The organism is Xenorhabdus sp. KK7.4 (assembly GCF_963876465.1).
Taxonomy (GTDB): domain Bacteria; phylum Pseudomonadota; class Gammaproteobacteria; order Enterobacterales; family Enterobacteriaceae; genus Xenorhabdus; species Xenorhabdus stockiae.
In genome coordinates, this window is record NZ_CAWNQF010000082.1 from 12788 (window position 1) to 36314 (window position 23527).

Sequence of the window (23527 nt, forward strand, 5' to 3'; positions counted from 1 at the left end):
TTGGTAATGTCATATTTATGAAATATAAAATAAGGATATACCATCATGAAAATTAAGTTGTTAATTTTTTCTTTAATTGGCGTAGGTTTTTCATTTAAGTCTCAGGCAAATATTGAATTTACAGGAGATACAAAGTTAGCCTGTGAAGCTATATTGTGTTTGTCAACAAATACAAGACCCTCTGAGTGTTCACCGGCAATTCGTAAGTTTTTTAGTATTAAGGCTAAAAAACCGTGGAAGACAATTCAACTTAGAAAAAACTTTTTAAATCTTTGTCCGGTGTCTGATGGTGAGGGGATGCCCGAATATAATGATTTATTAGCTAACAATGCTGAGAAATGCAGCTCTAAAAGATTGAATAGAGATTTAATAGAAAGTAAAGAAGAAAGAGTATGTAGACGGAGTGGTCAGGATTATGATTGCCATACTGTAACTTATTATCGAATTAGTAATAAACTCCCTAATTATTGTCAGGCATATATTGATCATGAGTATACAGATCTAAGTCTTCGTTTTGTTGGTGAATCCGAATGGATTAAATCTGATGGATATTCCAATAGGTATTTAGAAGATAAGTTCAAAGGGAAATGGATAGAATAAAAATCATAATATTTTTAGCAAAAATCCGCCGTAAATCCTCGCTCGACAGGGCGGGGAACTGCCACGTTCTTTTTTTCTAATTTACTAGAATGCCGGGAACCTCCTCCGCCCTGCAAAGCCCAAATTGCACTAGCTGTCAGCTGGTACGAACGTTTGTGGTCGAAGACAAGAGAATGCTAATGCTGGCCCGGACGGGGTTGTAGATGCCCTTTAGGGGATTTGCGCCATTCCCTCGATAAGTTCATCTGAAATTTATAACAAGGAAATTGTTTTATGTATCAAGTTTATATGTTATCCCCCTCTGCTCATAAGAGCATGGAGCGAGAAAGAGAGACATTAGGCAGAGAGACAGAACGCCACTTAAATACAAACGGACGCTGGTCTGGTTTCCCCCCAAAACGTGATAACAGGCTTTTGTATTGGTCATCTTTTGAAGAAGCACAGCAAGCAGCAAACCAAATGATGTTATGGCGGAAAAGGAAAATTAATGTATCTCAGGTAGAATTTTCAAATCAACGTATTCTGGAGCGATTAATACCGTTTGAGGATAAATATATCCCTTGTTTGCAGGGATACCAAACTAATAAAGTATCAAAAGTCGAAATTGATAATATTTAATCTCAAAGTTAAAACAATAGGATTTTTGATACTCATTTTTGAATCGTAGCATAAGGTATCAATAGTCTTAAATTATGAGACTAACCCCCCGTAAACCATGATAAGGCGGCTTATCATGGTTACTGAGAGCAGCGGGGCCAATCCGCCTATAAACAGGGGGGGACTTACCCGGGGGCCGGGAACCTTCCTCCGACCTGCAAAGCAAAAATTGCACCAACTGTCAGCTGGCACGAACGTTTGTGGTCGAAGACAAGAGATTGCTAATGCTGGCCCATACGAGATTATTACTTCTACAGGGAATGATTTCTAAGTAAGTTGTCTTTTCTTCTGTATTAGATTTTTCTAACATCAAACGAAGTAAACTAGAATATAAAAAAATAAGCCATTTCACTTGTTTTTTGGTTTAAGTCTCACGATGTTACATAAATGTTACAATTGCACTATTATTGTGCATTTCTGCAAAAAATTTGCTCCTCTGTTTGCGGGGGAAAATGTGCAGGTAAAACGGATCTTTTGTCGATTTTAGGGTAGAGTGACGGCGTAACGCCCCAAAGGACGGCTAAACTTTGCGATTTAACATAATGGCTCTTAAGCGCCCCGCTTTTTTCGGGGGCGCTCTGCAAAATCCGTAGCGTTTGCAGAGCGAAAAAATTTATCATGATTGAAATTCTAAACCGGACTTTTATTAGTTCAATTAGAGGGCGCGTAATAATTTTGGATGTTTTTTAGTCCATTCTGAGCTTTTTTGTGTATCATGAAGTAACCAATAACAATAATGACGACCATTATTAATGCACCTGTTAACCCTAATTTTTTCATCATATCCCTCTATATTCGCTTTTTACAAAAAATTCGGATCAAATACCGATACGCGCTAACGCCAAGCACACAGCCAAAACAAATAATCGAAAGCATAACACCTAAGATTTGCATTAACCTGAGCATATTATCAATGTAACTATCATCATAGTTTCTGACTAATGCAGCGGCAACAGATACTATCATCAAGAACAATCCCATATATAATATTTGGCGTACAGAACGCCGTTCAGCAGCCTCTTCTTCTATTCGATAATCTTCAATTTGTTGTTGAGTCATGTGCTTTTCAAATTTATTCATAGTTATTGTTACCTCATATTGTTATTTTTATTAACGCTCTCTATTTATAAAAAAAGAATTAATTTCATTCCTGTCATTATATTTTATAATGCTTTTAGAATTGAAAGTAGCCATAAAAAAATCTCTAAATTCCTTATCAGTAGAGCATATTTCAAAGTAATCTAATAGCATTTGCGGGGGCATTGCTTTTTTTGTATTCAAAATCGCCATAAAATAATTAATAAAAACAGAACAAGAAAGAAAAATAAAAATAATAGCTATAGGAGATATTGAATCAATAAAATAAACGGAAGTAATTATAATAAAGCGATCGGAGTATAAACAATTAATGTTAGATATAAAAATTTATCATTATATTTATCATGCTCATTTATTTTTTTAAGTATATCCATTTCTAAATTATTTTTATTAAATTTAATATTTTCTTTCATTGCTAATTTCCTGTTTTAAAAGAATTTATATTAACTGTAATGATAACGGCAAGATGCTATTTCTAATCCTTTATCTGTGACGCGATAAACTAGCCTGTGTTCGTCCGTGATTCTTCTTGACCAAAACCCCGTTAAGTGATGTTTTAATGGTTCTGGCTTTCCAATGCCTGTAAATGGTGTTCTCTTGATGTTTTTAATTAGCTCATTAATACGTTTAACCATTTTTTTATCCGTTTGTTGCCAGTCGAGATAATCATTCCATGATTCTTCTGAAAAAGTTAAATTCATTCCTGAATATCCACCTCAATCCCTTTACCATTGTTGAGCGCCTCTATAGAGTCCATCAAGTGACGCGCATTAGCCGGAGAGCGTAAAAGATAGGATGTTTCTTCTAATGCGCGATATTCATCATAGGACAACATAACACAAGCCGGAGAGCTTTTCTGTCGTATGATTTTGATAGGAACTCGGTCATCAGTACACTCATTCATGAGTGCTGCAAAGTTTTGTCTCGCTTCACTGTAATTGATAGTTTTCATTTCTCATACTCACTAGTTGTTGTGTAATTTATAGACTATACACCAAAAAAAAATAAGTACAAGTATTTGTACTTATCCTGTGCCATGTAACATAACACCCTCTTAAGTGCCCCGATTTTTGCGGGAACGCTCTGCAAATCTAGGAAAATCTGATATTACTTTCGATCAAATAATTTCCTCGTGTTTAACATGAACATCTAAATTAAAACCCTTAAAAATAAAATAATCTGGATCATAGAGTACGAGGAAACGCGGTAAGATAAAAACCACTGATAATACGAAGAATATTATTTTCTTATTTATTTTTTTTGCTTTAAAAGTCAAATAAAAAAAGAATAACCCAAAAATAACAAAAACAGGCCACAAAGCTGCTCCAGATAAGGTTGTATACAATAGAGCATATAACTCTAAAACAGGTAATACATGTTCCATATAGTAATAACCTCATTATCAGGTAATAATTAACTAAAAATAAATACAGGTACATAATAAAAAAAGAAAAGAAAAAATTCCAAATTAATCAGAAAGTACCGCGCGCTATCAAGCAAGTTTTCTGCTTTTGCTATCACTTTTGCCTCTTTCAACCAGCACGGCCCATTAAAATCACTATCGGTTATAACAGCCAGAGTGAGCTGGTATCTTTCAAAATGCTATCAGGTGCTATATTGTTGTTTTATGATATTATCTTACATAGGTGTTTTTCTATATGGGTCATTAATATGATGCGAATAATCATTTTACTGCTTACCATTGGCATTTCTGGTTGTGTTTCAAAACAGGAATCTGCCTCTCTCGATTATAAAATAAATGATACAGTCTTTCACTTATCTCGTTCTTGTATAGAACGTTTTGTACCGAAAGAAGAAAACCAAACTATCTTTATTAAGGTTAAAGATAATTCTGATTGTAGTTATCCATTCGATCATTTTTTGAAAAAAAACATGGGTAAAACAGTAACCGTTTTCTTTAATGGGAATTTGGTATTTAAAAATACTCGCATAATGACCCCGATAATAACTGGAAATGGATTTTATCAAGCTGTGGGATCTAAGGATATGTTTGATAAGCTAGTCGATAATTTCAATTAGTTTGACACATTGTCAAAAATATATAACCGAAATGGCTTCTTTTACAAGAAGCCATATTTTAATAATAAAAATCATTAATTAGATCTTAATATGTTACTTCAATCACTTGCCCAATTGAATGACTTTTAAAACGTATACGATCTGTTCCTGCTCCATCATTACCTTGAATCCGATAGGAACCCGGCCCCATTGTTCTAATCCGTTCAATCCCTCTATTAGTAGCATACTCAATTTCAACATCAAAGGATGAAGGAGCCGCTGAAATCGTATCAAATGAAACTGTATATGCACTAGGCCCAAAATGTGAGTTCAAATTTACCCACGGTCCCCATGCAAACGGAGGTGCCCAAGCTTGTGTTCTCATTATTACCTCTTTATTTTATATAATATGTTAGTGTAATGAGGTTGATGATAACTGCATCGTACCTCATGAATATGGATATAAAGATCTTTTATATCCATGTATAAAAAATTACCACTAAATTAATTTTATTAATATCATGCCTGTTTGTAAGAAATACCATACATATAGAGATAATCGTATATGTTGATTTATTAATTAAGAACTCATAAAAAATCAAATAAAAACAATTAATTATATTATTTATTTCGTAATGAGGTTTTATCTTTTTGGTAGATAACCCCTAAAGCTCAAATATTAATTGAAAGAAATTTTTATGTATTTTTGACACGTTAAGAGTTTTCAAACTTTTTTTAGTAAAGAAAAAGACCTTTTTTAATAAGGTCTTTTTATTGGTTCAGTGCAATGAACCTTTCGAGGGCAGGGATTCTAATTCAAACTTTTGAGAGCAAAACGAACAATAGAGAAAATCATATTTCTGAATTTAGATATTAATCCTTTATCTAGTGGGAAGGCTTCTCCTAGCTCTTTTTCTTCAATCGCATCATACAAAATATATACACTCAATATGGCAATCAAAAATTTCTTCTCTGCAAACGCATTAATAAAGTCGATTACTTCTTTTTCTAAATCCAATGATGATTTTTTCCATGAAAATCGCCTAAATTTTTCAGCAATAAGATCGCACGTATCATAGTTACTGAAATCATCATTTATAACCATAAAACACCTCTTATAAATTGGATTTTTTTGAAAAAAAACCCCTAAAGGGGTTTTTAAAAGGGTGAAATGGCGAGAGGTTCGTTTTTAATTTATTTTACTTGAAAATGTCATAATTCCCTGATGTTACAATTATAGCACTCTACACAGGTACTTATTTTAAGGGGTGAATTTCACCTCTAGAGTGGAAATTCACCCCTAGAAGGCATTTTGTAGCAGTGTTAGATAGTAGTCAAGATAAAGGTATGGTTTATGCCATGAACAAAAAATGATATATGATGAATAAAAAACGACTATTAGAATCCAGAAAAGCACAGGGACTTTCACAACGCGAGTTAGGGGAAAGAATTGGTTTAAACGACGCAGAGACAGCGAGAACTACGATATCTAAATATGAACGCGGACTTTATGCCCCGACAGAAAATACCATTTGTAAATTAGCGGATGTTCTAGATATTCCCGCCTGTTACCTTTACATCGATGATAAAAATGATTTTTTTGCGGATCAGGTTCTAAAATTGTACAGAAAAGATATGACTCCATTAGAAGAAGAGTTGATGATAACCAAAAGTAAATTACAGAAATGTGAAAAAACTTTAGAATTTATGTCAGAAATGATAAATACGGCGATATCACAGTTAAAAAAGGGCGAATAGCCCTTTTAGGAATCTAGGCGATCTTATTGTACATTAAGCTAAATTTTGATATCTTTTCTCTTTGAGAGTTGCCGTCAAAATACCCTTTCGCTATCCCCACGATATAAAAAACGTCACTCAGTATTACTCAATAAATAGTAACTCTCATTAATATTTAATTTATACTTATTTCAATTATGAATAATGATATTCCTCTTTTAGTCTATCCAATAATTTATTAACAGCCCTAAATCCGTCAGGGTCATTTCGGGCAACGGATACTATTTCTATAATATCCTCAGCGAGTATTTCATGTTTTCCTGATGAATTTTCGATCATTTTAATGAGTTTTGTTTTTATTTCTTGAGTTATGGGGCCGCGAGAAAACTGATATCTATTAGTAGTAAGTCCTTTATTATAAGTAGTCATAATATATTCAATCCTCGTTATTTTTAAATAAATAGTTACACTGAAAATTTTAGTTGATTTTTTAATGCTGCATTAATAATTTAATTAATTGATTATTTCTTTTGGTTTATATATTAGGGATCAAAAATACCTCTAAAAGATTACTCTTACATATTTTGCTAGATTTTCGCTAATCAGAGACTAATACACTAATTTAGCGCCAACAAATAGTTACATAATCTTTTCAAGATTAATCATAAAAAGATACAATATTTACATGATGTTAGGTGTTAACTTAATCAATATCACATCATAAATCCACGCTAACGCAGTTGTTATAACTCCCATAATGACGAACCCCGGAATCATGGAACGATCACTAAAAGCAACTAAGCAAATAATTACGCCAAAAAAAGCCATAAAAGAAACCAATATCAATAATAGGCGCACAGGTAATCGTAACCAGAGCATTACAATAAAAGTTAATGACCGTAATATATTGTATATACCTTTCAATAAGGTAACAGCGAACCATTTAGCCTTAGCAGTATTATCTTTTATGCTGTTATCGTTCGCAGCTAATGTAATTCCCGGACGAATGGGGGTTACATTATCGATATTTTTTGTTTTTTTCTTATTGAATATATTGATTTTTTTCATTTCGTCGCCTCTTTGCCTTTCCTATTTCACTATTAATGATAGGCCAAAACATCCTACCTAGCAAGTTTTTTGCTTCTTTTTTGTACTTTGGATCATTTCCAATTTCATCAAAATGATGTATATTGATTGTCTAAATTAGTTATTTTGATGGTAAAAGAAAAGTTAATGACGTAACAATAAAGGGGATATTATGGATCTATTTTCGATTTTGGCCACGTGTGCAGCTTTAACTTTTGGTGCAGGTGAGCAAAGTTATTCTGTTACAGAACAAGAGTGTAAAACTGCTAACATGTCTTACCAGCAGCTACTAAAAAAAGTTAAATTATCAAATAAAGACCGGGAAGCTATAGCCCGTGTAGCGATTGCTGAAGCAGCTAATCAGGGCGAATCTGGTTTAGCCGGGGTTGTTTATACAATCATAAATCGACTAGTTAGCGGACAATTTGGAAGTGATATAACGGCGGTAGTTAATGCGCCAAAGCAATTCGAACCGGTAACCAGAGTTGGCGGAGATTGGCAGAAATTACCATCTGTATCTGTTGCTCAATATTCACAAATTCAAACGATCATTAATTTGGCGTTAGATGGTCATTTACCTGATGTAACTAATGGTGGCCTATTTTTTCAAAATCCGGCGATAGTCGCACAACGAGAAAAAGAAGGAAGAGTATCTAAAGGGCTAACACATTTTGGCGATACTACCCCCTCTGCGGTCATTAAAGACCATGCGTTTTACTCGAACATAAATCAAAACAATAAAACTACCGCTTCGTCCCCTGTTCAGTTAACAGCTTCAGTTGCCAAGCCTAAAAAATGGGATATCTACACCATTTCAAAACTCCAGAAAAATACTAATAAAGCTGAATGGGATGTGTTTTCCAGTTCTTCTAACTTAAAAAGTGTTTATGACAATGAAGGAGCCAAACAATGAAACTTATGATTGTAGAGTCTCCGGGAAAAGTGAAAAAAATTAAGGAAATATTAGGTGATGGATGGAAGGTAAGCGCCAGTGTTGGACACGTTCGAGATTTACCACAAAAAGAGATTGGAGTAGAGGCACCAGATTTCAAACCGACTTATGTCGCAACTGAGCGCGGGAAAGAGGTTTTAGCTAGGCTGAAGAATGATATAAAAAATTGTGAAGCCATCTTCCTTGCGACTGACTTAGATAGAGAAGGAGAAGCGATAGCATGGCATTTAAAACAAGCGTTACGCATTAATAACCCGCAGCGTATTACGTTTTCTGAGATAACACCGAAGGCCATAAAAACCGCTTTAATTTCCCCCAGAGCGATCAATATTCCTATGGTTGCAGCCCAGGAAGGCCGCAGAGTTTTAGATAGGCTCGTAGGATATATGGTATCTCCTCGTTTATCTGATATGAGTGGGCAACAAGGTTTATCGGCTGGTAGAGTTCAAAGCCCGGCTGTGCGTATTATTTTAGAACGAGAACGGGCCATTCAAAATTTCAAGTCTACATCTCACTTTGGCGTACAAATTAATTTTTTAACTGATTGGTTTGCTGAGTGGGACGTAAAACCATTTTTAAAAGGTGGTGAGCAATATTTCATGGATGAGGAATTTGCTCAAATGGTAGCAAAAGTAAAAGAAGTTGAAGTTATTTCTTATGAAGAGAAAGCGGCGACTAAATCACCACCTGCACCATTTATTACATCAACACTTCAACAGGCGGCATCTAATAAGCTAAAGATGCAACCAAAAGCAACAATGACTACAGCTCAGAAACTATATGAGCAAGGTCATATAACATATATGCGAACTGATAACCCTAATCTTTCTGATGATGCACTGATAAGTATATATCAACTTTGTAGAGCCAAAAATTTAAAGATGGCTGATAAGCCAAGAGTTTGGAAAGCTAAAGGCGATGCACAAGAAGCTCACGAAGCGATCAGACCTTCACATTTCGAAGCAGAAAACGCCGGAACAACTCCAGAAGAAAAGGCTTTATACCGCCTAATTTGGGAAAGAGCGTTAGCTTCACAGTTAGAATCAGCTTGCTTTGCTGTGCGTTCTGCTCGTTTCAGATCTATAGATACTATCAATGGGCAAACACTAGAATTTTTTGCCGAAGGGCGAACTCTGGCTAAGGCAGGATGGAAATCATTATTTACTGATGATACAGAAGATGATGAAAGCAAAGAGGATAAAGCTAAAAACCCTATCCCACTTTTGAAGAACGGTCAGCATATCGATATTGAATCGGGAAAAGTTCTCAATAAAAAAACCAGAGCACCAAACAGATTTACCCAAGCATCTTTAATAGCAGAACTTGAAAGATTAGGTATCGGGCGACCTAGTACCTATGCGGCGATCATGGATAACATTGATCGTCGTGGTTATGTCACCACGGATAAAGAAAAAAAATATCTATTACCAACCGAAACCGGAGCCTTAATTATTGATGCTTTAGTAAAAGGAGGATTTAGCTTTATTGAATATGACTTCACACGCGAGATGGAAAACGAACTAGATAAGATCGCTAATGGTTTCACGTCTTATAAAAACGTAGTAAGCAGTATTCATGAACGTTTGGTGAATGAATTAAATCAACTCAATATAGATATCAAGCCTAAATATCCATGTTCTAAATGCGGTAAAGCCATGACACGCAGGAAAGGAAATACAGGTTTTTTTTGGGGATGTTCTGGATATCCTGATTGTCGTTCTATCTTACCTGATTCATCCGGGAAGCCCGGTAAACCTAATGAATCAAAACAAAAAGTATCTAGTTTTGATTGTCCAGTGTGTAGAAAACCACTAAAGCGTCATAAAAAAGCCGCCACTGGTGAAAAAAAAGCTTATGACTTTTTCGGATGTTCTGGCTTTCCCGATTGTAAAGCAACATTTGATGTTATCAATGGGAAGCCACGAACAGATAAAAAATAAATCAAAAGGTGTAAATTCATTAATCAATGAGTATTGATTTGAAAATCAATATATACTATATTGACGCTCAAAGGATATAATAAATGAAGGATAAAAAATTTCGTCTTAAAATAAGCTCGGAAACCTAATCACTCCGAGAGTAAAGACATGAGTAACAACACAATCAATGAGCTTGAACTGATAGATAACCTAAATAACAACACAGTCAAAAAAATGACTTTGGTACAAGGTGAAGATGAGAAATTTAAAGTTTATGTGCAAATTACATGGAAAGAGGGGGATTTGTTACTAGAAACACAACGAAAAAAACCACGTGTTTGGTCAAGTTTAGATCGCTTAGTCAAGCACATTAACATCAGATATGGATGCGTACCACTTATTGAATTAATAACTTTGGAGTGTATGAAAAATGGTAAATACGAAAACTACCAATAAAAATAAGTCATTCATGGCAGTTGTGTTTATGTTATGCAGTTTGATGTTTATTCCTGAATTGGCTCATGCAGCGGGAGGAGATCCAATATCCAGAGGTTTGAACTGGGCTGTGGAGTTATTAACAACGGGGCTTGCCAGATCAGCGGCTATTTTATCTATCGCTGTTTTAGGTTATATGGCTTGGGCTGGGCATCTTACAGGTCGTATTGTGGGTTTTGCTATACTGGGCATCGTCTTTGTTTTTGGGGGTGCATCCATTGTTGATTTAATCATTGCTGCGGTTCGTTAAGAGGAAAGAAATCATGGCATCAGGAAAAGATATTCTTTTTGCAGGTGCCACACGCCCTTCTCTTGTGTGGGGCGTGACATATGAGGCAATTATCATTTGTATGTCTACTGTAGGAATCGCTTTTTTAGCTACAAATAGTATTTGGTTTTTACCTCTATATGTTCCTATGCATGGCGTTTGCTATTTGATTTGTTTGAAAGACCCACGTTTTTTTAGATTACTTACTCTGTGGCTTTCAACAAAATGCCGCTCTATAGGATGGCGTTATTGGGGTGCTGCAACAGCAACACCTCTTATTAATACTCGTAACAAGCGGAAAATGCCAGAATGAATAAATCAACTATTAAATCGAACAAATTTCGCCAGTGGATGAAAGAGAATTCGGTTTCTGAATTTATACCTTATTTAGTTCAACTTGATGAAAATACAATTAAAACAACTGGAGGAGATTATCTTCAAGTCATAAAAATTGAAGGTCGGGCGCATGAAAGCGCAGATCCTGATGATGTTATCAACTGGAAAGAACAATTAAATAATTTATTAAAAAATATTGCGGCCCCTAATGTTGCCATTTGGACGAATACTATTCGCCGAGAAGAAAATACATTTCCAAATGGAGAATTCGAACAAGAAAGTTTTTCTGAGCAGCTAAATAACAAATATAAAAATCATATTGAAAAAAATAATATGATGGTAAATGAGCTTTATTTAACTGTTTGCTACCGTTCAACAACTTTACCCGGTGTTAAATTTCTTCAACGCTTCGAAAAAAATCACGAGGTTATTAAACGCGCCCAATATGAAGCCTTAGAACAAATTCACGATATTGTATCAAATGTAACCAGCGGTCTATCTGATTACGGTGCAAGGGTATTAGGGTGTTATGATCGAAAGGGAATTAAGCATTCAGAAGTCTTAGAGTTTTTATCTTTCCTAATAAATTTAGAATGGACGCCACGAGCATTACCAAAAAAAATATTATCAGAAGCATTACCTTATACAAGGCCATTTTTTGGTGAAGATGCTTTCGAAATTCGGGGGGTTACAGAAAGCACCATAGGTGCAATATTAAGTATTAGCGAATATCCAGAAAGTACGGAAGCCGGGCTAATCAACGCTTTTCTATCCGCTCCTTTCCCATTGATTTTGACGCAATCATTTAATTTTTTGAGTAAACCAGTCGGAATAGAATTATTACAACGTCACCAGCGTAGAATGAAAAATGCGGGGGATTTATCTACTACACAAATAAACAATATAGATGACGCATTAGATGATTTAACAGCAGGTCGTTTTGTTTTTGGTGAGCATCATTTAGCTTTAACCATATTAGCTAATGATGTACATAGTTTGAAAAAGAACTTATCTGCGGCTAAAGCAGAGTTAGCGGATAGTAGTATGGTAGTTTCGCGTGAAGATTGGGCTTTAGGGGCTGCTTATTGGTCAATGCTGCCCGGAAATTTTCAATATCGTGCGCGCCCAGCGCCTATAAGTTCAAAAAATTTTTCTGGCTTTTCATCTTTTCACAATTACCCAACAGGAAACAGAACAGGAAACCAATGGGGGCCATCAGTAACGTTATTTAAAACTTCTTCCGGTGCGCCTTACTATTTCAATTTCCACAGCGCATTGAGTTCAGCAAAAGCTAAAAAAATTGCTCAGTTAGAGGCAGAGTACGGAGCTAATAGCATCAAAGAATCTAAAGAAGAAAATAAGGCTCTTGGTAATACATTAATTATAGGGCCATCGGGATCAGGTAAAACTGTTACGCAAGGTTTTCTTATGGCTCAAAGTAAAAAATTCAACCCAACTCAGATTATTTTCGATAAAGATCGCGGGTTAGAAATTTACGTCAGAGCAGAGGGAGGAACATATTTCCCGTTTAAAAATGGGATAAAGACAGGTTGTAATCCGTTTCAACTTGAACCATCGGAAGATGCCTATCAACTTCTAGAAATGATATTGAAAAAATGTGCCGGAGGTGTTTTTTCTACTTCACAAGAAAATGAGATAAGCAAGGCGATACGTGGTGTTATGCGTTTACCTCAACACTTACGCCGAATTTCACAATGCTTATCTTTTTTAGACCCTACAGACCCTAATGGAGTTCACGCGAGATTAGCTAAATGGTGTGGTGATGGAACGTTAGCATGGGTTTTTGACAACGAAGAAGATCAAATTAACTTCGGAAAAAATACCATGTTTGGATTTGATGTAACTGATTTTCTCGACAATGAAGAAATCAGAACTCCGCTAATAATGTATTTATTTCATCGCATTATACAAATAATAGACGGACGTCGAATAATGGTTTTCATGGATGAATTTTGGAAATTGTTATTAGATAAATATTTTGAAGATTTTGCACAAAATGGACTTAAAACCATTCGTAAATTAAATGGTATTATGGTGTTTGGCACTCAATCAGCTAAAGACGTTCTAAAATCACCAATCAGCCATAGCATCATAGAACAATGTGAGACAATGATCTTTATGCCTAATCCTAAAGCTGACAGGGAAGACCATATACAAGGTTTTAAATTAACAGAAAGAGAATATGAATTAATAAAAACTGAAATGTTACCCGGCTCTAGGAGGTTTCTGATAAAAAAAGGGCACAACTCTGTTGTTGCTCAATTAGATTTAGACGGCTTCAGCGATGAATTAGCTGTTATTTCAGGAACTGCTGATAATGTAGAGTTATTAGAACGTATTAGGCAACAGGTAGGAGAAAATCCCAAAATTTGGTTACCTGAATTTTATAAACAGCGTGTTTCAGCTTAAATTTACCTCCGGGGAGTTATTTGATGAAAATAAAAAAATTAGCAATAATTTTATCTCTATCCGTAGCTATAAGCCCCATTTATTCCATTGCTGGTATTCCAGTTAGTGTTGTTGCTGATGCAACGGCTACGATTAATCAGGTACAAAACATGATTAAATATGTAGAGCAAATTGAACAGCTAAAAATGCAGTTAACGGAAATGGGTAAGCAATATGAACAACAAATAAAACAATTTGAATCGTTAAACGGCAGGCGCAGGTTAGCAGGAATAATAAACTCACAATATAACGTTGATTCTCTAAAAAATCTTAATGTTAATAGTATATTGCGTAATAGCGGCTTGAAGTCCTCTGATGATTATAAATTGTCTAGGGATGTTGGACGATTATATGATATATCAGGTAATAATGCCGCTACTTATTCAGCTCAGGCTTCTAGATCGCTAAATGAAGCTCAATCTAGATTTAAAGAAATTTCAGGCTTAGTAAGTCAGGTTAATTTAGTAAAAGACCCAAAATCAGCATTAGATCTAAATGCAAGAATTGGAGCTGAACAGGCATTTTTACAAAATGAAGTTGCTAAACTCCAAATTCTTCAACAAAAAGCGCAATCAGAAGATGCTTTATTCCAGCAACAAATAAAGCAAATGGCTATTGAATCTGGCGGCGCATTACGGTCTGTTAATTGGTAATAAAAGGAGATTTATACATGTTTTATTCGTGTACAAGAAAAATATTATTTATAGGGCTAATAGGTTTACTTTCGGGATGTTTTGATAAAACAGAAACTAAATCTGTGGAGTGGTTTACAAAAAATGATGCAGAGCGAAAAGAAACCATCAATAGTTGTAATGATAATCCGGGAGAACTTAGCGAAGCACCAAATTGTAAGAATGCGCTTGCTGCTGAAAGTAAATTATCTAGTGGTTCATTGCGAAAAACAGATTGGTAAGGGGGAGCAATGGATACGGGAACTAATTTATTTAACCGTATTTTTGCAAACATTGATGCAGCGTTATCTAATTATATTACTGAGACAATAGGTAAAGTGATTGGATACGCTACACCATTGTTTACAAGCATGATGATTTTATGGATCGTCATGTGGGGCTACTTAATGCTTTTTTCACGAGTACAAGAGCCTTTACAGGACGGTGTTTTTCGCATTCTTCGTATTGGAGGAATATTAACATTAGGTCTAACAGCAGGTACATATATGGATATTGTTGTAAATGCCCTGCAAAAAGGCCCTGAACACATTTCTGCGGTTGTTTCAGGGACTACGGGGACGACAGCCAATACTCTAGATGCGCTTTTTACCAAAGTATTTAACGTAGCTAAAGCTGCGTGGGAAAAAGGCGGGGTAATGAATGGTAATTTCGGTTTATACCTAATTGCTTTAATCGTTCTAGTTGTAGGTTGTGGGTTAACGTTATTTGTGGCGTTTTTGGTCTTACTGTCGAAATTTATGACTACTATTCTGCTTGGTATCGGGCCTTTGTTTATTATTGGTTTGCTGTTTAACACTACTCAAAGATTTTTTGAGGCATGGTTAGGCATGATATGCAATTTTGGGATTTTATTAGTGTTATCGGCATCAATAGGTACTTTAATGATCTCTCTGGCTGATACCTACATCACCCGGATTGCTCCAACCGAAATAGATGCGGCTGACATGGCTAACCTCGGCGATGCAACTATGTTATGTCTTGTTTTTGCTCTTTGTATTTTAATTGTGAGACAAGTTCCAGCCGTTGCTTCTGCTCTTGGCGGCGGCGTTGCTTTGGCAACTCAGGGAGCCTTTGGCGCAGCAATGAATGCCTTGCGTCCGTCATCAATGAAAAAAGGTGCTCAAACAGTTAACCGCGAATACAACACGACTAAGCAAGCTATAACTGCGCCTTACCGTGGTGCAAAAACTGCTTATGCTTCCTATCAAAAACGTTTTGGTAGTGGAAACTCCGTAGCTCAGGGATAAAAAATACAAGGATAGATTCTCATTGTTCAAAAACTACCTACAAAGCAATAGAGGGGTGAAAACCCCTCACCAAAATATTGTATTTAGATAATCAATATAGTATATTTTGATTATCTAAAATGCCAAATCCGATAGCGAGAATAAAACATGAAAAAAGAAATAATAAGCATTGTAATTGTTTTGCTCTTAGGGGGATGTGTTAACCCCCCACCTCCACGCGAAGCTGTAAACGATGGTCGCGGAATGGTTCCTATTAACCCCAAAATGATTACCCAAGAACAAATAAACGCTGCAAGTTCTAAATACAAAGAAGTTAATAAAAAACAAGTTATGGAACTAAAGGAGTTTGCTAATGATCACTAAATTGGATAAAGAAAAAAAAGTTACCGATAGAGATTATTTTAGCGAAGCTAAATCGTGGGATAACTCAATTGCTTTTCAGGAAAAAAAATCTACTCGTAGAGCATGGGGCGCATTTTGGGCAGTCGCTGTAATTGCAGGGCTGGAAGCGGTAGGAATAGCTGCAATGATGCCATTAAAAACAATTGAATATTCTATTGTCAGAGTTAATGACACTACAGGAGAAACAGAGGTTGTCAGTAATTTGAAAAACATGGACGAAGAAACAGAGATGATTATGCGGCGGTATTGGTTAGCTAAATATATAAATCACAGGGAAGGCTATCACTGGAATACGCGCGAGGATGATCGTCAACAAGTAGGTATGTTTTCTAGTTATGCTATCCAGAAACAATATGCTGATTATACAAACCCAAAACTAAACCCTAATGCCCCTGTTAATATCTATGGAGAAAATGCTGAAGTAGATATAAAAGTAAATCCGGCAATCACTTATTTAAATGGTAAAGGTAATTCCGAACCAGAAAAAGGCGAAAAAAATAAAGACGGGAAAAAAGTTTATACAGCTTTAGTCCGTTATACCGCAACTGTAAGTCGAAATGGTGAAAGACCAATAGTAACTCATTGGTCAGCTACTATTTCCTTTGTTTATAGTAAAGAACCTATCAAGGTTGATGATCGCTTGATTAACCCTGTTGGCTTCCAAGTCATTGACTATAGAAAAGACCAAGAAGGAGGATAATAAAAATGACATTTAATAAAAAAATATTATCTGCATCATTAGTTATTGGTCTTTTATCTTCTTCAGCCTTTGCTCTTGAAATTCCTAAAGGTGGAGTTTATGACAAGCGGGTTAAGTTTATTTCATACAACCAAGAACAAGTAGTGAAATTAGTCGGTCATTATGGATATTCAACAAATATTCAATTCGCTCCCGGAGAAAATGTTACTAATATAGCAATGGGAGACCCGGACGCTTGGGAGGTTGCACCTGTCGCCAACCATATTTTTATTAAGCCAACGGGAGAAAAAGCAGCAACTAATATGACCGTTCTCACTGATCGCCGAGTTTATACTTTTGAGTTATCAGCAGTAGAAACGAATAAAAGAACTAGTGAGATGTTTTTTCAGGTGAATTTTCGCTATCCACAAGATGAAGCCAAATTGCAACAATTTGAAGAAAATTCACGCAAATTAAAACTGCGATTAAATGAGAAAAATCCAAACGCATGGACTAACTGGAATTATTGGGTATTTGGTTCACGTGAAATATCACCGTGGCAAGCCTATGATGACGGACGTTTTACCTATTTTAAATTCTCTGGAAACTCTTCTATTCCTGCCGTTTATATCAAACATGATGACGGCTCGGAAACCCTCTTAAATCCAACTATGGACGCAGATAGCACTGACACAATGATAGTCGAAAAAGTGGCGGCTAAATTTGTTCTTCGTAAGGGGCATTATGTAGTCAATATTTTTAATGAGTCATATAGCCCACACGGAATAATAAATACCAACGGAACAACATCGCCGGGCGTGAAACGAGTAATTAGAGGGGGTGAATAATGGCTAAAAACCGTGAAGATTTAGAGCATGATGAAGAAAATTCAGCAGATCGCGGAATGCCCTCTATTTCCAAAAATAGGAAAAAAGGCGCGTCAGGCAGTATAGGACAAAAAATCATATTAGGTGTAGTTGCTACATTAGTGCTTTTAGCATTAATTGCCGTTAATGGCGGATTTAAAGGGGATGAAGAAGAAGAACGCTCCACAGCATCAACTAATGATTCTGGTGTTGTTAACTTATTAGGGCCTGCGCCTTCTTTGCCACCACCACCACCACCACCGGCTAAAGAAGAAATTCAACAACAAGAGGTAATATTAGACACAGGATTAATTGCGCCTCCACCTCCACCTAACCCAATAAGTCATACAAATTATGAAAATGGCTCACGCGAACAAACGCCAGAAGAACGCAAGCGCACTAAAACTCTACTAGCTTTCGGTAATGTGCGTACTACCAATGGACAATCTGGATCTTCGTCTTCTAACGAAGAAATATCAGCCTTAGAAAAAAGGTTAGAGCAACTGCGGAATCAGGGAGATTCTGGCGGTAGCTCTAGTTTACTCTCTAACTCTGACCGAGCAGACAGCTTATCTAATAAGCTAAAAAGTACGACAATAGATGGCAGTCGTGCAAGTCTTTTACTTGATAGAAGTTACTTTATAACTCAAGGCTCATTTTTAAATTGTTCTCTTGAAACTGCATTAAGTAGCGATGTTCCAGGAATGACTGCCTGCCGTCTTACCGATGATGTTTATAGTACCGATAAAAAAGTATTACTTCTTGAGAAAGGTTCAAAAATTGTCGGTCAATATCAAGGAGGTATGCAGAAAGGACAAGCAAGAATCTTTGTTCTTTGGACACGCATAGAAACACCTAAAGGCGTTTTAGTTAAGCTAGATTCACCGGGTACGGATGCTTTAGGTCGTTCGGGGTTAGATGGGTTTGTAGATACTCATTTTTGGGAACGTTTTGGCAGCGCCATTATGCTAAGCACTATCGGTGACATCGGGTCTTATGTCGTGAATAAGGCTAATAAAGGTAGTAGAACACAATTGAATTTTGGTAATACTGCCGAATCTACTAAAGATATGGCAGGAATAGCGTTAGAAAATTCAATCAATATCCCTCCAACATTACTTAAAAATCAAGGTGACAGTATCTCTATATTTGTTGCTCGTGATCTTGATTTCAGGGGGGTTTATGACCTCAAAGCTACCTACTAATTCAGCTGCATTATTGGAGTACCTTCGGGTACTCCAGCCCTTTATTAATGAAGATGGTGTAACCGAAATTGTTATTAATAAGCCCGGAGAAGTTATCACGGAAAGCTCCAAAGGTTGGCAATTTCACAGCGTATCAAATTTAAGTCTAGAAACGTGTGAGGATATTTCTAAGCTAATAGCGACATATTCAGGACAATCATTTGATGAACGTCATCCCATCATATCCGCGACATTGCCATATGGTGAACGTATACAGATAGTTAGACCTCCGGCAACTTTACAAGGTCGCTATAGTTTAACTATCCGTAAGCCTTCTGATGTAATCATAACGCTTGATGATTATGAGCGGAACGGTGCATTTGATCAGATAGTAACTGATGTAACAGGGTTGCGTGATTTTGAAAAAGAGTTATTAGAATTGAAAAAAGCCAGAGAATTTAAAAAATTCTTATCTCTTGCTATCAAATTCCGTCAAAATATTATTGTTTCTGGCGCGACAGGTTCTGGTAAAACAACATTTATGCGCTCATTACTGCAATTGGTGCCTGATTATGAACGTTTGATTACCATTGAGAACGTAGATGAATTAAAACTTTATCAGACACATAGTAATGTTGTTCCTCTTTTTTATAGCGCCGGAGGACAAGGAATAGCACAAAACCTAACACAACAACATTTATTAGAAAGTTCATTAAGGATGAAACCTGATCGTATTTTTGTGGCTGAATTAATACGAGGAGATGAGGCATTTTATTATTTGAGAAATGTTAATAGTGGTCATCCCGGCTCAATTACTTCAATGCACGGCACTAATCCAAGAATGGCAATTGAACAATTAGTACTATTTATAAAAGAAAGTCAAAGTGGCGGAACTATGTCACGAGAAGATATAAAGCAACTTCTTTTTAGTTGCATTGATGTAATTGTTCAATTTCAAAATCATCAAGGAAAAAGATATATTTCGGAGATATATTATGACCCTGAATACAAGCAGCGCCTTATGGTTGCTTAAAATTATATTATTAATCTGTATGCCATTTATATATATAATTGCTGCCATATGGATTGGTGGAGCTTTATTTTTGGAGGGTAACGGATATGAGGCGCGAGACGCCTCCCCCCTAACTTTATATCAATATTGGTATTATTACGGAGATATTCCTAAAACTAAGTTATGGTTAATTGGTTGTTCGATTTTCGGTTTTATTATTGCAGGCTTACCTTTCGCTTTACCTTTTATACCTAAAAAAACAGCCTTACATGGTAATGCTAGATGGGCCAATACTAAAGAAATACGTGAAGCAGGGCTATTTAGTGATGATGGAGTTATAGTTGGAGTAAAAAAAGGATTTTTAGGGCTTTTCATGCAATACCTAATATTTACAGGTTCACAGCATGTATTAATGGCTGCACCTACTCGCTCAGGAAAAGGCATCAGCATTGTAATTCCTAATTTATTATCATGGAAAGATAGCGTAGTTGTATTAGATATAAAGCAAGAAAACTGGGATATTACATCCGGCTTTAGATCGCGTCATGGTCAAGAATGTATTTTATTAAATCTAGCACCAAGAGATTATCGATCACATCGCTGGAACCCATTATTTTATATTTCTGATGACGCTAATTTTCGTATAAATGACATTCAGAAAATCGGTCAAATGATCTTCCCTAAAATAGAAAATGAGGCTCCTATCTGGCAATCTTCCGCCCGTTCTCTTTGGCTTGGTCTTATTCTGTATTTAATTGAAACTGAAGAACTACCCGTGACAATGGGAGAGGCTTTGCGTCAATTAACAATGGGAGATGAACGACTAGAAGAAATAGTAGAGACAAGACAAGAATCAGATACCCCATTATCAGATGAATGTTATTTAGCTTTAAAAGAATATCTTGATACACCGGATAAAACTCGCGGCTCTGTTCGCAAAGGTTTTACTTCGGCGTTAGAATTATTTTATAACCCTGTAATTGATGCCGTAACTAGTTATAACGATTTTGATTTACGTGAGTTACGTAAAAAAAGAATGTCTATATACATTGGGATTACTCCAGATGATTTAGAAAGATTGGCACCTTTAATTAATTTATTCTTTCAACAAGTAATAGACTTGAATACAAGAGAATTACCAGAGAAGAACCCAGAACTAAAATATCAAGCTCTCTTAGTTATGGATGAATTCACCGCGATTGGAAAAATTGGAGTATTATCTAAAGGAATAAGCTATATTGCAGGTTATGGCCTTAGAATGTTACCAATAATTCAAAGCCCGGCACAAATTAGAGAAGTATATGGTCATGATGCCGCCGAAACCTTTATTGACAACCACGCATTACAAATTGTTTTTGCACCTAAAAACATTAAGGTTGCGAAAGAAATATCCGAAACTTTAGGTACTAAAACAGTAAAATCAAAATCTTTGAGCCGTTCATTGATAGGAAAAAGTAGTAGATCTGAAAATTCCAGTGATACAGGTCGGGCTTTGCTTATGCCTCAAGAAGTTAGGCAAATAGGTAAAGCTAAAGAAATTATTTTATTGGAAGATTGCCCTCCTATTTTGTGCTCAAAAATCACTTGGTATAAAGATAATACCTTTTCTTTAAGGGGTAATGGTAGAGACGGGGTTAAATTTTCATCTCCCATCGTTCCATTAATAGACCCCCAAAATAGACAAAAAGGGAAAGTGACATTTTCTAATAATCAGGTTGAAAAACTTGGCACAATAACTCAAGAAATATCAGAAAGACCAATAAATTTAATTGACGTAGAAAATATAGACAAACTTAATCTTAATGATTTTAGTTGTGATTTTTCAAAAATTGAAATACCTAAAGGAGATATCTCTGATACCGCAATGGATGATTTAGTAAATCAATTTTTCTCTGGTTTAGATGCCGCTTAAAAATGCTATTTAAAGGAGTAATTCAATGAGTAAGAATGAAAAAAATTTAGCAACTAAGAATACATTTTTAGACATCAGTTATGAAGAAAGAAGCGAAGCAAAAAAAGCAGCTGGAAAATTAAAAAACGGAGAAAACGCTATACATTTTGATAAAAAATCAAAGTATTGGTATGCAAAGCCGGGAGCAGATTTAAACAAACTTAAAAAATGGCTTCCCGACCAATATAAAAATACGACTAATGTCAAAAATAATCCTGTGGTTGAGTTCGGAGAAATATTAGAAGCGGAAGGTTTCGAATTAGATGGTTTGCCTGTAATGGATGGAACAAAGCAGAGAGTTAAAACAACCGAAGATAAAAAAGGACAAAAAACCGGGGTCTACGTAGGTTATCTGGATGGCGTTCCCGCAGGTTGGTATCTGGATTACCGTAAACATGATAGTGCCGTGAAATGGGTTTCAACAGGCAATTCATTAAGTGAAGGCGAAAAATCCTATATGCGAGCGACATTGGCGCAAAAAAAATTGGAAAGAGAGGAAGAGAAACAGAAAAAGTATGCACATATTAGCAAGAGAATTACTCAAGTTTACTCTTTAATGCCCGATGCTGATAATAATCATGAATATTTAGAGAAAAAAGGGGTTAAAGCATATCCGGGTGTTAAGATTGATAAAAAAAACAATCTTGTAATACCATTACAAAATGAAGAAGGGGAAATAAAAACACTCCAAAGAATTAATGAAAGTGGGTTTAAATCATTAAAAAAGGATGGTCAAAAATCTGGAAGTTTTTTTATTGTAGGCGGTGAATTAAAAGACGGGGAGCCTATATTTTATGCGGAAGGATATTCAACAGCAGCAAGCATAAGCCAATCAATAAATATGCCCGTAGTAATGGCAGTTGATGCCGGAAATTTACCACGTGTAGGCGATAAGTTAAAAAATTCATATCCCAATAGTCTTCATATTTTTTGTGGGGATAATGATCACTCAAAAGAAAAAAACACTGGTGAAATTAAGGCTAAAGAAGGAGCTAAAGTTACTGACGGAATTTATATATTACCTGAGTTTACAAAAGAGGAAAAAGATAAAGGTTTCACTGATTTTAATGATCTTCACCAATCAAGAGGATTCGATGCCATTAGAATTCAAATAGAAAGCGGTATTGATAAATATATAAAAAAGGCTGAAATGATGAATGACAATGAAAAACAATATATACAAACTGCACCTATAATTACTGAAGATTTTGAAAAAGAAATGAATGCCGCTTTAAAGGTGCAATACAAAAATAATCAGATAAAGGTAGAAGCAGTGCCTGAGCCTCAACAGGCAGAATCTGAGAATATACGCCCCGGAGAGGAGCAGGCCGCCAGCCAGCAGACGCAAGCAGCACCTGAACCGAAGCAGGCAGAATCTGAGAATGTACGCCCCGGAGAGGAGCAAGCCGCCAGTCAGCAGACACAAGCAGTACCTGAGCCGAAGCAGGCAAAATTTGAGCGTGTACACCCTGAACCGTTGATACCAGATGAATCTATCCAGCTGTTTGATGCAGAAGCACAAGCCATGTTTGATGACTGGATGAAAGAAAACGAACAGAAGCGATTTGAACAGGAGCAGAAACGGCTTGAACAGGAGCAAAAGCAGCTTGAACAGAAGCTGAAGCAACTTGAACAGGAGCAAGCCGCCAGTCAGCAGACACAAGCAGCACCTGAGCCGAAGCAGGCAAAATTTGAGCGTGTACACCCTGAACCGTTGATACCAGATGAATCTATCCAGCTGTTTGATGCAGAAGCACAGGCCATGTTTGATGACTGGATGAAAGAAAACGAGCAGAAGCGATTTGAACAGGAGCAGAAACGGCTTGAACAGGAGCAAAAGCAGCTTGAACAGAAGCTG

At 36.1% G+C, this 23527-nt stretch carries 29 protein-coding genes; 20 read left to right on the forward strand and 9 right to left on the reverse strand.

Annotated elements, in window-relative coordinates; translation table 11 throughout:
• Positions 1-45 precede the first annotated feature (45 nt).
• Complete coding sequence (locus tag AACS90_RS14435) at positions 46-600, forward strand: TrbM/KikA/MpfK family conjugal transfer protein (protein WP_099123145.1); 555 nt, start codon at positions 46-48, stop codon at positions 598-600.
• A gap of 273 nt (positions 601-873) precedes the next feature.
• Complete coding sequence (locus tag AACS90_RS14440; protein ID WP_099123146.1) at positions 874-1218, forward strand: hypothetical protein; 345 nt, start codon at positions 874-876, stop codon at positions 1216-1218.
• A gap of 828 nt (positions 1219-2046) precedes the next feature.
• On the opposite strand, the gene AACS90_RS14445 is transcribed toward AACS90_RS14440, so the two are convergent.
• From AACS90_RS14445 to AACS90_RS14465, 5 genes are all read right to left on the reverse strand, one after another.
• The gene (locus AACS90_RS14445; RefSeq protein ID WP_099123148.1) at positions 2047-2337 is read right to left on the reverse strand and encodes a hypothetical protein; all 291 of its coding nucleotides are present in this window, start codon (positions 2335-2337) and stop codon (positions 2047-2049) included.
• Between the two features lie 296 nt (positions 2338-2633).
• A complete protein-coding gene (locus AACS90_RS14450; RefSeq protein ID WP_256376548.1) occupies positions 2634-2768 on the reverse strand; it encodes a hypothetical protein in 135 nt (44 codons plus the stop codon).
• A 30-nt stretch (positions 2769-2798) separates the two neighbouring features.
• The gene (locus AACS90_RS14455; RefSeq protein WP_099123149.1) at positions 2799-3056 is read right to left on the reverse strand and encodes a Txe/YoeB family addiction module toxin; all 258 of its coding nucleotides are present in this window, start codon (positions 3054-3056) and stop codon (positions 2799-2801) included.
• Entirely contained in the window at positions 3053-3307 is a 255-nt protein-coding gene (locus tag AACS90_RS14460; RefSeq protein ID WP_099123150.1) for a type II toxin-antitoxin system prevent-host-death family antitoxin, read from the reverse strand. Before AACS90_RS14460 ends, AACS90_RS14455 begins: the two co-directional genes overlap by 4 nt.
• 165 nt (positions 3308-3472) lie before the next feature.
• Complete coding sequence (locus AACS90_RS14465; RefSeq protein WP_099123151.1) at positions 3473-3739, reverse strand: hypothetical protein; 267 nt, start codon at positions 3737-3739, stop codon at positions 3473-3475.
• 287 nt (positions 3740-4026) lie between these two features.
• Between AACS90_RS14465 and AACS90_RS14470 the strand changes: the two genes are divergently transcribed.
• Positions 4027-4395, forward strand: a complete 369-nt coding sequence (locus AACS90_RS14470) for a hypothetical protein (protein ID WP_099123152.1) — start codon at positions 4027-4029, stop codon at positions 4393-4395.
• An 85-nt stretch (positions 4396-4480) separates the two neighbouring features.
• On the opposite strand, the gene AACS90_RS14475 is transcribed toward AACS90_RS14470, so the two are convergent.
• Both AACS90_RS14475 and AACS90_RS14480 read right to left on the reverse strand, forming a co-directional pair.
• Positions 4481-4759 carry a colicin Z C-terminal domain-related protein gene (locus tag AACS90_RS14475; protein ID WP_241538301.1) on the reverse strand — a complete coding sequence of 93 codons (279 nt, stop codon included), beginning with the start codon at positions 4757-4759 and terminating at the stop codon, positions 4481-4483.
• A 426-nt stretch (positions 4760-5185) separates the two neighbouring features.
• Positions 5186-5479 carry a hypothetical protein gene (locus AACS90_RS14480; RefSeq protein WP_099123154.1) on the reverse strand — a complete coding sequence of 98 codons (294 nt, stop codon included), beginning with the start codon at positions 5477-5479 and terminating at the stop codon, positions 5186-5188.
• A gap of 272 nt (positions 5480-5751) precedes the next feature.
• Between AACS90_RS14480 and AACS90_RS14485 the strand changes: the two genes are divergently transcribed.
• Entirely contained in the window at positions 5752-6132 is a 381-nt protein-coding gene (locus AACS90_RS14485; protein ID WP_099123155.1) for a helix-turn-helix domain-containing protein, read from the forward strand.
• Positions 6133-6306: 174 nt separating this feature from the next.
• Here AACS90_RS14485 and AACS90_RS14490 read toward each other — a convergent pair whose 3' ends face one another.
• Positions 6307-6540, reverse strand: a complete 234-nt coding sequence (locus tag AACS90_RS14490; protein ID WP_099123156.1) for a hypothetical protein — start codon at positions 6538-6540, stop codon at positions 6307-6309.
• A gap of 252 nt (positions 6541-6792) precedes the next feature.
• Positions 6793-7179 (reverse strand): hypothetical protein, encoded by a 387-nt coding sequence (locus tag AACS90_RS14495; RefSeq protein ID WP_099123157.1) that lies wholly within the window; start codon positions 7177-7179, stop codon positions 6793-6795.
• Positions 7180-7369: 190 nt separating this feature from the next.
• Here AACS90_RS14495 and AACS90_RS14500 point away from each other — a divergent pair, with 190 nt between their 5' ends.
• The 16 genes from AACS90_RS14500 to AACS90_RS14575 form a co-directional block, all read left to right on the forward strand.
• Complete coding sequence (locus tag AACS90_RS14500) at positions 7370-8110, forward strand: cell wall hydrolase (RefSeq protein WP_099123158.1); 741 nt, start codon at positions 7370-7372, stop codon at positions 8108-8110.
• The gene (gene topA, locus AACS90_RS14505) at positions 8107-10089 is read left to right on the forward strand and encodes a type I DNA topoisomerase (RefSeq protein WP_099123159.1); all 1983 of its coding nucleotides are present in this window, start codon (positions 8107-8109) and stop codon (positions 10087-10089) included. Before AACS90_RS14500 ends, topA begins: the two co-directional genes overlap by 4 nt.
• Before the next feature lie 147 nt (positions 10090-10236).
• Complete coding sequence (locus tag AACS90_RS14510; protein ID WP_099123160.1) at positions 10237-10524, forward strand: hypothetical protein; 288 nt, start codon at positions 10237-10239, stop codon at positions 10522-10524.
• Positions 10499-10813 carry a TrbC/VirB2 family protein gene (locus AACS90_RS14515; protein ID WP_099123161.1) on the forward strand — a complete coding sequence of 105 codons (315 nt, stop codon included), beginning with the start codon at positions 10499-10501 and terminating at the stop codon, positions 10811-10813. The genes AACS90_RS14510 and AACS90_RS14515 overlap by 26 nt, the downstream gene beginning before the upstream one ends.
• Positions 10814-10826: 13 nt before the next feature.
• Positions 10827-11144, forward strand: a complete 318-nt coding sequence (locus tag AACS90_RS14520) for a type IV secretion system protein VirB3 (protein WP_099123162.1) — start codon at positions 10827-10829, stop codon at positions 11142-11144.
• On the forward strand, positions 11141-13597 hold the full coding sequence (locus AACS90_RS14525) for a VirB4 family type IV secretion/conjugal transfer ATPase (protein ID WP_099123163.1): 2457 nt from the start codon (positions 11141-11143) through the stop codon (positions 13595-13597). The genes AACS90_RS14520 and AACS90_RS14525 overlap by 4 nt, the downstream gene beginning before the upstream one ends.
• Before the next feature lie 23 nt (positions 13598-13620).
• On the forward strand, positions 13621-14289 hold the full coding sequence (locus AACS90_RS14530) for a type IV secretion system protein (RefSeq protein WP_099123164.1): 669 nt from the start codon (positions 13621-13623) through the stop codon (positions 14287-14289).
• Between the two features lie 17 nt (positions 14290-14306).
• On the forward strand, positions 14307-14549 hold the full coding sequence (locus AACS90_RS14535; protein ID WP_153043689.1) for an EexN family lipoprotein: 243 nt from the start codon (positions 14307-14309) through the stop codon (positions 14547-14549).
• 9 nt (positions 14550-14558) lie between these two features.
• Positions 14559-15575, forward strand: a complete 1017-nt coding sequence (locus AACS90_RS14540; protein WP_099123165.1) for a type IV secretion system protein — start codon at positions 14559-14561, stop codon at positions 15573-15575.
• Positions 15576-15722: 147 nt separating this feature from the next.
• The gene (locus tag AACS90_RS14545; protein ID WP_099123166.1) at positions 15723-15938 is read left to right on the forward strand and encodes a hypothetical protein; all 216 of its coding nucleotides are present in this window, start codon (positions 15723-15725) and stop codon (positions 15936-15938) included.
• Positions 15928-16677: a virB8 family protein gene (locus AACS90_RS14550; protein ID WP_099123167.1), complete on the forward strand. Its 750-nt coding sequence runs from the start codon at positions 15928-15930 to the stop codon at positions 16675-16677. Before AACS90_RS14545 ends, AACS90_RS14550 begins: the two co-directional genes overlap by 11 nt.
• 5 nt (positions 16678-16682) lie before the next feature.
• Entirely contained in the window at positions 16683-17504 is an 822-nt protein-coding gene (virB9, locus tag AACS90_RS14555; protein ID WP_099123168.1) for a P-type conjugative transfer protein VirB9, read from the forward strand.
• Positions 17504-18727, forward strand: a complete 1224-nt coding sequence (gene virB10, locus AACS90_RS14560) for a type IV secretion system protein VirB10 (RefSeq protein WP_099123169.1) — start codon at positions 17504-17506, stop codon at positions 18725-18727. The genes virB9 and virB10 overlap by 1 nt, the downstream gene beginning before the upstream one ends.
• Positions 18705-19739, forward strand: a complete 1035-nt coding sequence (gene virB11, locus AACS90_RS14565; RefSeq protein WP_099123170.1) for a P-type DNA transfer ATPase VirB11 — start codon at positions 18705-18707, stop codon at positions 19737-19739. The genes virB10 and virB11 overlap by 23 nt, the downstream gene beginning before the upstream one ends.
• Positions 19702-21630: a type IV secretory system conjugative DNA transfer family protein gene (locus AACS90_RS14570; RefSeq protein WP_099123171.1), complete on the forward strand. Its 1929-nt coding sequence runs from the start codon at positions 19702-19704 to the stop codon at positions 21628-21630. The genes virB11 and AACS90_RS14570 overlap by 38 nt, the downstream gene beginning before the upstream one ends.
• A 25-nt stretch (positions 21631-21655) precedes the next feature.
• Positions 21656-23527 (forward strand): DUF5710 domain-containing protein (locus AACS90_RS14575; RefSeq protein WP_241538302.1); only part of this gene is annotated, 1872 nt, incomplete at its 3' end.

Bases quoted from the DNA above. Each gene is read 5' to 3' on its own strand.
- AACS90_RS14440 (WP_099123146.1), top strand. From the start codon at position 874: ATGTATCAAGTTTATATGTTATCCCCCTCTGCTCATAAGAGCATGGAG.
- AACS90_RS14445 (WP_099123148.1), bottom strand. From the start codon at position 2,337: ATGAATAAATTTGAAAAGCACATGACTCAACAACAAATTGAAGATTAT.
- AACS90_RS14520 (WP_099123162.1), top strand. From the start codon at position 10,827: ATGGCATCAGGAAAAGATATTCTTTTTGCAGGTGCCACACGCCCTTCT.
- virB11 (WP_099123170.1), top strand. From the start codon at position 18,705: ATGACCTCAAAGCTACCTACTAATTCAGCTGCATTATTGGAGTACCTT.
- AACS90_RS14485 (WP_099123155.1), top strand. From the start codon at position 5,752: ATGATGAATAAAAAACGACTATTAGAATCCAGAAAAGCACAGGGACTT.
- virB10 (WP_099123169.1), top strand. From the start codon at position 17,504: ATGGCTAAAAACCGTGAAGATTTAGAGCATGATGAAGAAAATTCAGCA.
- AACS90_RS14510 (WP_099123160.1), top strand. From the start codon at position 10,237: ATGAGTAACAACACAATCAATGAGCTTGAACTGATAGATAACCTAAAT.
- topA (WP_099123159.1), top strand. From the start codon at position 8,107: ATGAAACTTATGATTGTAGAGTCTCCGGGAAAAGTGAAAAAAATTAAG.
- AACS90_RS14490 (WP_099123156.1), bottom strand. From the start codon at position 6,540: ATGACTACTTATAATAAAGGACTTACTACTAATAGATATCAGTTTTCT.
- AACS90_RS14515 (WP_099123161.1), top strand. From the start codon at position 10,499: ATGGTAAATACGAAAACTACCAATAAAAATAAGTCATTCATGGCAGTT.
- virB9 (WP_099123168.1), top strand. From the start codon at position 16,683: ATGACATTTAATAAAAAAATATTATCTGCATCATTAGTTATTGGTCTT.
- AACS90_RS14570 (WP_099123171.1), top strand. From the start codon at position 19,702: ATGACCCTGAATACAAGCAGCGCCTTATGGTTGCTTAAAATTATATTA.
- AACS90_RS14480 (WP_099123154.1), bottom strand. From the start codon at position 5,479: ATGGTTATAAATGATGATTTCAGTAACTATGATACGTGCGATCTTATT.
- AACS90_RS14495 (WP_099123157.1), bottom strand. From the start codon at position 7,179: ATGAAAAAAATCAATATATTCAATAAGAAAAAAACAAAAAATATCGAT.
- AACS90_RS14545 (WP_099123166.1), top strand. From the start codon at position 15,723: ATGAAAAAAGAAATAATAAGCATTGTAATTGTTTTGCTCTTAGGGGGA.
- AACS90_RS14455 (WP_099123149.1), bottom strand. From the start codon at position 3,056: ATGAATTTAACTTTTTCAGAAGAATCATGGAATGATTATCTCGACTGG.
- AACS90_RS14535 (WP_153043689.1), top strand. From the start codon at position 14,307: ATGTTTTATTCGTGTACAAGAAAAATATTATTTATAGGGCTAATAGGT.
- AACS90_RS14475 (WP_241538301.1), bottom strand. From the start codon at position 4,759: ATGAGAACACAAGCTTGGGCACCTCCGTTTGCATGGGGACCGTGGGTA.
- AACS90_RS14530 (WP_099123164.1), top strand. From the start codon at position 13,621: ATGAAAATAAAAAAATTAGCAATAATTTTATCTCTATCCGTAGCTATA.
- AACS90_RS14500 (WP_099123158.1), top strand. From the start codon at position 7,370: ATGGATCTATTTTCGATTTTGGCCACGTGTGCAGCTTTAACTTTTGGT.
- AACS90_RS14540 (WP_099123165.1), top strand. From the start codon at position 14,559: ATGGATACGGGAACTAATTTATTTAACCGTATTTTTGCAAACATTGAT.
- AACS90_RS14470 (WP_099123152.1), top strand. From the start codon at position 4,027: ATGATGCGAATAATCATTTTACTGCTTACCATTGGCATTTCTGGTTGT.
- AACS90_RS14460 (WP_099123150.1), bottom strand. From the start codon at position 3,307: ATGAAAACTATCAATTACAGTGAAGCGAGACAAAACTTTGCAGCACTC.
- AACS90_RS14450 (WP_256376548.1), bottom strand. From the start codon at position 2,768: ATGAAAGAAAATATTAAATTTAATAAAAATAATTTAGAAATGGATATA.
- AACS90_RS14435 (WP_099123145.1), top strand. From the start codon at position 46: ATGAAAATTAAGTTGTTAATTTTTTCTTTAATTGGCGTAGGTTTTTCA.
- AACS90_RS14550 (WP_099123167.1), top strand. From the start codon at position 15,928: ATGATCACTAAATTGGATAAAGAAAAAAAAGTTACCGATAGAGATTAT.
- AACS90_RS14465 (WP_099123151.1), bottom strand. From the start codon at position 3,739: ATGGAACATGTATTACCTGTTTTAGAGTTATATGCTCTATTGTATACA.
- AACS90_RS14525 (WP_099123163.1), top strand. From the start codon at position 11,141: ATGAATAAATCAACTATTAAATCGAACAAATTTCGCCAGTGGATGAAA.